The 479-nt window shown below is 31.3% G+C and carries 1 protein-coding gene; it reads left to right on the top strand.

What is annotated here, in order from left to right:
• Window positions 1-479 (top strand): hypothetical protein (locus IU405_RS05500; RefSeq protein ID WP_197437612.1); only part of this gene is annotated, 479 nt, incomplete at both ends.

The raw sequence follows: 479 nt of genomic DNA, 5'->3' as shown, positions 1-479 counted from the left end.
TTATATTTCTACTCCAAAAAATGGAAATGTTGCATACAAAATAACACCTGTGGGTAATCCTGATTTACCTGCATATTCGGGAGTGGTATCAAATTCAATTCCAGTTAAGCAGTCTGTTTTGGATTTAGATGGAAATGTTGACTCTGATGATAATAGTCAATTACACATACCAAATTTTGAGTTAGGAAATATTTACAAAAATAAAGGCTTTATTATTGAAGCTGAAGATGTTATCTATGTTTCTGTTCGAGTTAGATCTTCAGGTCCAAATAAATTTCATGCAAGTGCTTTAGTAAGTAAAGGTATTTCGGCTTTAGGAACACAGTTTAGAATTGGTGGTTTTGTGAGAGATGCTACTAATAATTTCGATTTAACTTTTGCCTCTATAATGGCAACAGAAGATGCAACAAATGTTAACATCACTCTACAAAATAACACTACAATTTCGATTATTCTCAATGAAAATGAAAGTTATATAG

Origin of the sequence: Polaribacter sp. BAL334, assembly GCF_015767435.1 — a bacterium.
In the GTDB taxonomy this organism is placed as follows: domain Bacteria; phylum Bacteroidota; class Bacteroidia; order Flavobacteriales; family Flavobacteriaceae; genus Polaribacter.
This window is presented reverse-complemented; position numbering and strand designations above follow the sequence as displayed.